The following is a 9096-nucleotide window of genomic DNA, read 5'->3' on the forward strand; positions in this document are numbered from 1 at the left end:
CTACAGCAGGAAGTCCTTCCAGGGACCGGACACCTCCACCTGCTGGCCCGCGTCGCGCGCCCAGAGGCGCGGATCGTACATGGCCTCGGCCTCCACCGGCGGCAGCGTGAACTTGCCCGACGTCACCGCGCGCACCGCGTAGACCACCTTCTTGGACTCACCGGCCTGCAGGCTGCCGAAGATCTCCATCCGGTCGTCCCGGATGTTCACGTAGTCCGCGGCCCACTGCTCCTCGGCGTTCACCCACTCCACGTTGCCGCCGCGCCCGAGCCGGGCGTTCTCGATCTCCCAGCCCGCGGGCAGCCGATCCACCAGGGCGATGTTCTGGATGCGCTCGCCGGTGGTGTTCTTGAGCTCCACCTCGACGTAGAGCAGGTCCGCCAGCTTCACCGAGTCGCCCGGGTTGATGACGGTGCCGTCCAGCTTCTTGTACGTGCGGCGCAGGGCCAGCCCCTGTCCGCCCGTCTTGGCCTCGCCGTTCGAGCGCACGCCGTCACTGTTGATGATCAGGTAGAGCTTGCCCTCGCTCTTGTCCTTGAGATCGAGCGCGAGCCCCTTGCGCTCGCTGGCGCGGGCCAGCGTCCAGGTGCGATCCGAGGCGCGCACCGTCTTGGGGTCCGCCTTCACCTGCTGCGCCACCTCCTTGCCGTCCGCCATCAGCGTGGGCGGCGTGAAGCTGGAGGCCGCGCCGGAGACGCGCTTGCCCAGGCCGGTAACTCCCCAGACCAGCTCCTGCGTGGTGTACCAGGGGCTCGCGTGCACGGTGAGGCCCTGGGCCACCTCCTCGGCCAGGGGCTCGCCCGCGGGATCATTGCCGAACAGATCCTGGAAGGTGCTCAGCATCAGGCCGCGGCGGCGGCGATCCGAGTAGAAGGACCACGAGTTGTGCCGCTCGTCCGTGACGGGCGAGAGGTCCGGGTTCTTGAGGTCCTTCTCGTAGCGGCGGTCGCCGGCCATGTAGAGCGCGGCCTTGAGCAGGTGATCCTGCTCGCGATCCTCGCCGGTGAGCGTCTTCCTCTTGCCCAGCTCGTCGATGAGCTTCTGGACGCGCGCCTTGCGGCCCTTGCCGGCCATGGCCAGCACGTAGTGCATGTAGGCCTCGGCGGACTGGCCCTCGTGGTCATCGTGGCCGAGCTTGCCCTCCTTGCGGTTGAGCTCGTCTCCCAGCCAGGACAGCGCGTTGTCCAGCCGGTCCTGCGGCACGGGGTACTTGAGCTTCTGCGCATCCAGGAGCATGTGCGTGGCGTAGGCGGTGCCCCAGGCCACGGGCTCGGTGCCTCCCGGCCAGTAGGAGAAGCCGCCCGCGGGCGTCTGCATGGAGAACACGCGGTTGATGCCCGCCATCACCATGTCCTCCACCTTCTTGGTGCCCGTGAGCGTGGGGTCCACGTTGTCGATGAGCTGCGAGACGAAGAGCAGCGGGCGCGTGGAGGACGTCGTCTGCTCGATGCAGCCGTAGGGGTAGTGCACCAGGTAGCTCAAGTGCTGGAGGGACTCGGCATACGGATTGGCGGTGACCCAGAACGTGGAGTGCTCGGTGGTGGGCACCCAGCCCTGGAGGTACTGCGCCAGCTCCACCCGGCCGGCCTCCAGCGGAATCCGCTGCACCACGCGCTCGCGCGGGCCAGCGGGCAGCAGCGGCACGTCGAGCTGCTCGAAGGCCGTGAAGCTCCCGCCCTCGGCCGTCACCTTGAGGCGCGCCGCGCCCACCGCCGCGATGGCCTTGCCCTGGAAGACGAGCGTGGCCGACTTGCCATCCGCCAGCCTCACGCGGCCCTCGCTCTTGCCCAGCATCTGCAGCGGCGAGCTCAGGGAGGCCGGCGGCATCGCCATGCCCGGCACCGGCAGGTTCTCCGCGGTGAGGGACACCTTCACCTCCTGGGGGCCGCCGGAGAGGTTGGTGAGGAACACGGGGATCTGGATCTCGTCGTTCTGCGTGAGGAAGCGCGGCAGCGTCGTCTGGAGCACCAGCGGATCGCGCACCAGCACCTGGGCGTCCGCGTGGCCCACGCGCTTGGGGCCGGTGGTGACGGCCATCACGCGCACGGCGCCGCGGTAGCTCGGGAGGTTGAAGGGGATGCTCACCTTGCCGTTGGCGGGCACGGGCACCACGCCGCTCCACAGAGCCACCGGCTTCACCGGCTGCACCCGGCCGCCCGCGCTGCCCTCGTCACCACCGGTGGAGCGCGAGTTGCCTCCCGGGGGCACCAGCAGCGTCCAGCCGATCGTCTCGTAGGTCTCCACGCCCAGGGCGCGCTTGGCGAACAGCTCCTTGAGCGGATCCGGGCTCTTGAAGCGCGTGAGCGAGAGGATGCCCTCGTCCACCACGGCCACCGTGGCGAAGGTGTTGGGCTCCTGGGTGCCCAGCTCCAGGTTCACCGTGAGGGTGCTGTTGGAGCGGACCTCCTTGGGCACCTCCACCTTCACCGTCTGCGTGAAGTCGGTGGGCTCCAGGGTGACGTTGCCCACGCCGAAGGCCCGGTCCGGCATGAAGGCCTGGGCGGACTCCAGGTGCGGATCCTTCACCAGGAAGGCGCTCACGTAGACGTTGGGCGCGAAGCTCTTGGGCGTGAAGGTCCACGACACCTCGCCCGGCTCCACCGCCTTCCACTCGGAGGCCACCACGCGGTCCGTCTCCGCGGTGAGCAGCACCCGGCCGCGGTAGGGCACCTTGAACTTCACGGCGATGGGCTCGTTCAGCTTGCCCTGCTTGGGCAGCTCCAGCGCGAGGGAGGCCGGCTTGAGCGGGCGCGGCGTCTGGTCCACGCGCGCCTCGCCATCTCCGTACCAGTAATAGCGGCCGTTGCCCTCGAGCTGCAGATCCGTCTGCGCGTTGCCCGAGCGCACGCGGACGATGAAGCCCGCGGCGTCCTCGGAGGGCGTCACCTGGAGCTGGAACTTCCCGCCCTCCACCTTGGCGGTGGCGCGGCCCTCGCGCACGGGGCGCAGGTAGCGCTGGTAGCGCTCATAGCCCTCGCCCTCGTCGTAGTAGTAGCCGTACTCCTCGTCGAGCCGGAGGTACTCCACCTCCAGCGGCTTGAGCGCCTTGGCGTCGGTGAGCAGCTTGCCGTCCCAGTCCACCACCACGCCGGAGACGGTGAAGGGCTTGCCGGCGGTCACCTTCTGCACGCCGGACTGGAGGCCCACGTAGTAGCTCTCCGGGTGCATGGGCACCACGGCCTCGCCGAGCGTCGCGCGGCCACTGCCCGCCTCGAAGACGCTGGCCTGCGCCACCAGCTTCGCCGGGCCCTTGAAGCCGCCCGCGGTCTCCTTCGCCGGGCACTCCACGAGCACCTGGCCCTTGTCATTCACCTCGCCCTTCACCTGGCCGAGCGTCACGGCCTTGGCCTCGCTGGCCTTCTGCCGGTACACGCCATAGGTGAAGTTCGCGTTCTCCTTGGGCTTGAACTCGGAGGGCTCCAGCCGGCACGTCAGCTCCACCGGGCTGCCCTCGGCCGAGCCGCCGAACAGGTACGCGGCCTCCACCTTCACCGGCACCACCGAGCCCTGCAAGTAGCCGGGCTTGTCCACCGCGGCTGTCACCTTCATGCGCTCGGGGACGAACTCCTCCACCTGGAGGCCATAGCTGGCCACCTCCCGGTCCGCCACGCGCAGCGCCACGTGGTAGCTGCCCGTGTCCTGGAAGGCCTCGAAGGGCAGATCCAGCGCCACCAGGCCCGCCTCATTCGTCTTGAGCGCCACCTTCTTGAACTCGCGCTCGCGCGGATCCACCACGCGCAGCTCCACCGGCATGCCCGCGGGAGGCGCCTTGTCCTCTTGATCCCTCAGCACCGCGGCCACGTGGGCGGTGTCTCCCGGCCGGTACACTCCGCGATCCGAGTAGATGGACGCACGGTACGGAGCCTCGGCGCGGTACGGCTCGCCCTGCACGTCCGAGTTGGCGATCTCGGTCTTCAGCTCGCTGTACTTCAGATAGGTCAGCTCATCGCCCTTGCGCGCGATGAGGGCGAAGGGCGGGGCCTTGTCCACCGTCTGCGCGGGCACCTGGAGCTTGCAGCCCTCCGCGCCATTGGTGGTGCAGCGAGCCACCGTCTGGCCGCTCTTCTTCACCACGGACACCTCGACGCCGGACAGCGGCTCGGTGGACTCCATGCCGAGCGCCCACACCAGGACCTCCTCCTGCCCGTCGGGGCCGGTGCCTCCGCGCTTGGCCACGAGGCTCAAGTCCGTGAGCAGGATGCGCGCGGCGGCCTGGGCCTCGTCGTGCTTGACCAGCACCTCCACCACGCCGCGAGTGCTGGAGGGCACCATGCTGCCCACGTCCAGGTACGTGGTGGTGAGGGTGTCATCGGCGCCCTTGAGGGGGATCTTCCGGCTCAGGAGGACGTTGGAGGTGCGCTCGTCGGCCGCTTCCCTCGAGTCGTCGCTCATCCAGAAGACGAGGTTCTCCGGGGGCACGTGGCGGATGGTGAGGTCCACCGAGTCCACGTTGAGGTGGTTGAGGGGTAGGTTGCGCCAGGCGCTGCGAGGCAGGTAGCGGCCCGGAGCGGTGAAGGCCACCTGCGGCTTGCGCGCGCTGATCGAGTAGCGGTTCTGGAAGGTGGACAGCAGCCGGCCGCCGCCCGCCGAGAGGGTGCCTCCGTCGATCTTCAGCGTGTACGTGCCGCGCTTGTAGTCACCGAAGATGCGGAAGCCGCGGCGCGAGGGCGAGAGGGTGAACTTCACCGGCGGGGTGAAGTGGATGGCGTCCACGGCCACGCTGTCATCCAGCACGCAGCCCAGGTGATCGTGCTCGTAGTAGTAGGGATCATACTCGTCCTCGCTGAGCGGGCTGGGCGGAGCGTTCATCTCCACGTCGCGGCAGCTGATCTCCAGGTAGAAGCCGGTGTTGCCCTCGGCGACGGACACGTGGGTGATGTCCATGCGCTTGCCGCCGTGCAGCTCGAACGAGGCCTCGGACGCGGGCGCCGTGCCCCCCCCCTTGGGAGAGGTGAGCCCCGCCTTGAGCGCGAGGCGCACGGTGGCCCCCGGCCGGAGCTGCGTGCTGGTGAGCTGCGCGAGGATGACGTGGTGCTGGGTGGCGTGGCTGCTCAGCTTCACCTCCGAGACGGGCTTGCCCTCGACCTGGAAGCTCACGTACTTGCGCGCGGTGCTCGGATCCACCGGCCCGGAGAAGACGAGCTCCGCGGTGAGCTGGCCCTTGGTGACGTCCACCTGCGCCGGGGCCATCTTGAGGAAGGAGAGCTTCGGGGTGGTGAAGCTGTAGCTCCACGCCTCCGGAGACGGGGCCTTCACCACGCCGGCCGTCGTGTCCACGGACTCGAGGTGGACGGTGTACGTCGTGCCGAGCTCGAACCCGTTGCCCGGGGTGAAGGAGAGCGCGGAGTTGTTGCGGAAGAACTCCAGGTTGCCGCCCAGGTCGGGCGAGAACCGGATGACGGTGCCCTTCTTCCCCTCGGAGTCCGGGTACTGAACGGTGCGGGAGAACTCGAAGACGACCTTGTCGGGGACGACGCCCTCGGGGCCCAGCTCCTTGATGACGGGGGCGAGGGACTCCGGCGTGGGGAGCTCGGTGCTGGCCTGCGAGCTCTGGCTCTGGCCTGAGCTGGACGTGGGAGCGCCCGGGATGGGCGTCGACGGAGGCGGCCCGCCCTTGTCCTCCTTGCAGGCGGCGAGCGTGGTGCCCACCAGCAGCACCGCTACCAGCCACCACGAGCGGGTGGAGCGAAGCGGACTCGGCGTCACGACTGACTGCGGACCCATGTTTCCTCCGAAAGGCGGCATCGACTCTTCACGCTGCGTGCCGGGAAGCCAGCCCCGCGAGCGAGGGGAAGTGTGGTCACCTGCCCACGGCCCGACGGCGCCCCCCGCGCGTCTGTCGGCCCACACGGTGTCTCGGAGGCCGCGGGCTCCGTGCACACCGCCAGGCAGTGATCAGCCAGCGACGCTAGGCGTCACACGCACGGCGGTCAACGGGGCCGGAGAGAAGCCGGTATATGGAGGGCCATGCTTCCCATCCGCTTCGTCCTGATGCGCCCGCGCAACGCGGAGAACCTCGGCGCCGCCGCGCGGGCCTTGAAGAACTGTGGCCTGACCGAGTGGAGCTGGGTCCGCCCGGAGGCGGAGGACCTGGGGCCGGCGCGGCGGCTGGCGGTCCACGCGGAGGATGTGCTGGAGGGTGCTCGGCGGGCGGACACGCTGGAAGAGGCCGTGGCCGACTGCGTGTGGGTGGTGGGCACGAGCTCACGCAAGGTGGAGGGCAAGCGGCGGCTGTCTCCTCGGGCTGTCGGGGAGGAGCTGGTGGCTCGGGCGGCGCAGGGGCCGGTGGCGGTCGTCTTCGGCGACGAGCGCAGCGGGCTGACGAACGCGGAGGTGGAGCGCTGCCACGATCTGTCCGCGGTGCCGACGGATCCCTCGCAGCCGTCCATCAACCTGGCGCAGGCGGTGCTGCTCTATGCCTACGAGGTGCGAATGGCCTCGCTGGCGGCGGCTCCTCCCCCACCGGCTCCGCTCCCGGTGGCGGCCTCGGATGAGGAACTGGCCCGGGTGGAGGAGACACTCGGGGCAACGTTGAAGGCCATGAGATTCCTGGTCGATGAGCACCCAGGGCGTACGGGCCTGAGAGACTTGTTCGCCCCTCTTCGCCGTTCGCGATTGACGCGCAACGAGGCGCGGCTGTGGCTCGCTGCGCTTCACTCCGTCCTGAAGCACCAGAAGGATGGGCAATAAGGCCGGTCCAACCCCAGTCACCCAGAAAGCGAATCCCTTCCGGAAGAACGGAGTGGAGGCGGCGGGAATCGAACCCGCATCAAGGCGGAAGCAAAACCCTAAGCAGGTCGCGCTGTTACCGGCTAACGCCTTGATCTCACTTCGGATCGTTCCCCCGCTCCATCCCGTCTCGTCCCGTCTCGTCCCGTTCGATTCCCCGCTGGAGGGTCACACTGGGGGCACATGCGGCCCAACAGGGTCAATCCGCTTACCGGCGCGAGCGGCCTGAGTTCCCCCGTCTCCCAGGGCTTACAAGAGGCCCGTGGGAGGTGGACGGGAGCGTGTGCCCTGCGAGGTGGAGTTTGGGAGGGGCAGATGGAGCGGGGCAGGAACGTCGCGCCCTGCAGGACGTTCGCGAGGCTCAAGGCAAGGACCGCCGCGTTCACGAGATCGACCTGGCCTCGGACTCGGAAGGTGCAGGCGACGCAAGGGTCGTCAGGGCGTCACCGCTGAGGCTGTAGTCCACCCAGACGGGATTGGCGTTCGCGCCGAGCCGCTCGTAGAAGCGTCGCCCGTCCGCGTTCCACTCGGCGACCGTCCAACGGATCGCGCCGCACCCGTGCGCCACGGCTCCCCGTGCGGCGGCGAGCATGAGGCTCCGACGCGGTCGTCGCGCGCGTGCTCGGTCACGTACATTTCCTGACCTGTTCAGTAGATTCCCTTCTGCTTCTATGCTCAGAATATACGAACCGGGCTGCCACATCACCACCAGGAAGGAGCTGGAGTGGTCGAGCAAAGTTCACATGAAGCAAGTGACTCCTACCTAGGATACGCATACCAAGGGCTGTATGCCTTGTTGATACTCCTTGATGCACAAGATGGAGCATCAGTGTGCATCGAATCTGGAGATGATGTCTCCCTCTCGTCTCCCGGAAGCGCCTCGCTTTTCCAATTGAAGCACAGCCTCAACAATCCGCCTGCGCTGACCACAAAAAATGACGGATTCTGGAAGACGCTTCGAATCTGGGCCCCCCGCGCCAACGATTCGCTAGTTTCTCTTCATTTCGTAACAAGCGCTGAAGTATCGGCTAGCGATCCGCTTAAAACATTAGCAACCCCCGGAAGCGACCGGACGAAACTAGTCGAAGCCCTTGTGGCCGAGGCACAGCGTGTGCAAGACAGCCGTAAAGAGGCTGTCAGCAAGAATGCTAAACTTCCCTATGCTGAGCGCGCACCTGGATGCGAAGCATTTTTGAGCCTCTCCGCCACAGAGCGCCAAGCACTGGTCGACCGCATCAGCATACATGCTCAGAATGGCTCTATCGCCGATATACCCACTAAAGTAGGCGATAAGCTACGAACATTCATTCCTAGAGAGATAAGATCAAAGGTTGTTGAGCGCTTGATTGAATGGTGGGACCGGCAGGTCACCCTAGCTTTGCTTGGCAAGCGCACGAGGGAAATTCCGAAATCCGAGTTGGTTTCCAGGCTTCAGGAACTGGCTGCTGAGCATTTAGAGAAGACTCTTCCGGACGATTTTAGCAAGCTGAAACCTGTTAACACGGAAGAAGAGCGAGGAGGCCCCTGGGAACAACAGATCTTGTTAGTCCGAGGAGGAGAGTCCCGTGTTCATCGAGCACTTGTAGCAAGATGGAGGGCGAGGGAGCAAAGAAATCGCTGGATGCGCGACGATGTAAGTCTTGCCACATTATGCAATGAGTATGACGACCGTCTAGAAGAACACTGGCGGGACAGGCATGATCCAATGTGTGAGGACTGTTTGGGCGCATCCGAAGATCAGGCATGCCAAGAAGGATTAAAACTACTTGACTGGTCTCACCTGAGCGCACCGAACGAAATTCCTCCCATACGAGCAGACTGGCGACTGCCGTTCTATGTGCAAGGGGGCTATCAGCAACTAGCCAATGATCTCCGTGTAGGGTGGCATCCAGAATATTTCTCCAGACTCAAGGGCTTGGCCGAAGCACCTGCCCAAGCGAATGCTATTGCTGACTACGAGTCTCCCGAATCAGGATCAAGCAGCACGCAAACACCCACCGATGCTGAAATAGCAAAGGGCAGCAACTCCGAGGCTTCCCCCTCTAGCAAGACTCCCAGCGCAGAGGGAGTCGACCCATGAAGAGATCCTCGGACGTATACGCAATGACTAATCCTGCATTGTGTAGCCTGATAATCTGCTCATTCCTTGAGGGGCACGAGGCTTCTAAGCCAGGGAAGGTAATTCCGTTCAGGGGGTAGCATGACTGCCTCCCTCTGAGGTGGGTAGCAAGAGCAGCGACAACGCTGCAACTTCGACCGCATCGAACTGACTCCATCCGAGAGGCGTGAGCTCCAACGAGCAGTGCGCGATGGCCGCCGGGGCGAGGCCCTGCGCGCTACTATCGTGCTGTGGAGTGCCCAAGGGGA

At 66.2% G+C, this 9096-nt stretch carries 4 protein-coding genes; 2 read left to right on the top strand and 2 right to left on the bottom strand.

Annotation, left to right across the window (positions count from 1 at the left end; genetic code table 11):
• A complete protein-coding gene (locus ACJ8AT_RS38155) occupies positions 1-5724 on the bottom strand; it encodes an alpha-2-macroglobulin family protein (protein WP_407742910.1) in 5724 nt (1907 codons plus the stop codon).
• A 243-nt stretch (positions 5725-5967) separates the two neighbouring features.
• Between ACJ8AT_RS38155 and ACJ8AT_RS38160 the strand changes: the two genes are divergently transcribed.
• On the top strand, positions 5968-6690 hold the full coding sequence (locus tag ACJ8AT_RS38160) for an RNA methyltransferase (protein WP_407742911.1): 723 nt from the start codon (positions 5968-5970) through the stop codon (positions 6688-6690).
• Between the two features lie 421 nt (positions 6691-7111).
• Here the strand turns inward: ACJ8AT_RS38160 and ACJ8AT_RS38165 are convergent, their stop codons facing one another.
• Positions 7112-7321, bottom strand: coding sequence for a hypothetical protein (locus tag ACJ8AT_RS38165; protein WP_407742912.1), 210 nt, complete (start codon positions 7319-7321; stop codon positions 7112-7114).
• Positions 7322-7453: 132 nt separating this feature from the next.
• On the opposite strand from ACJ8AT_RS38165, the gene ACJ8AT_RS38170 reads away from it, so the two are divergent.
• A complete protein-coding gene (locus tag ACJ8AT_RS38170; protein WP_407742913.1) occupies positions 7454-8809 on the top strand; it encodes an ABC-three component system protein in 1356 nt (451 codons plus the stop codon).
• Positions 8810-9096: the final 287 nt, after the last annotated feature.

The organism is Hyalangium sp., from assembly GCF_045802625.1.
Lineage (GTDB): Bacteria > Myxococcota > Myxococcia > Myxococcales > Myxococcaceae > Hyalangium.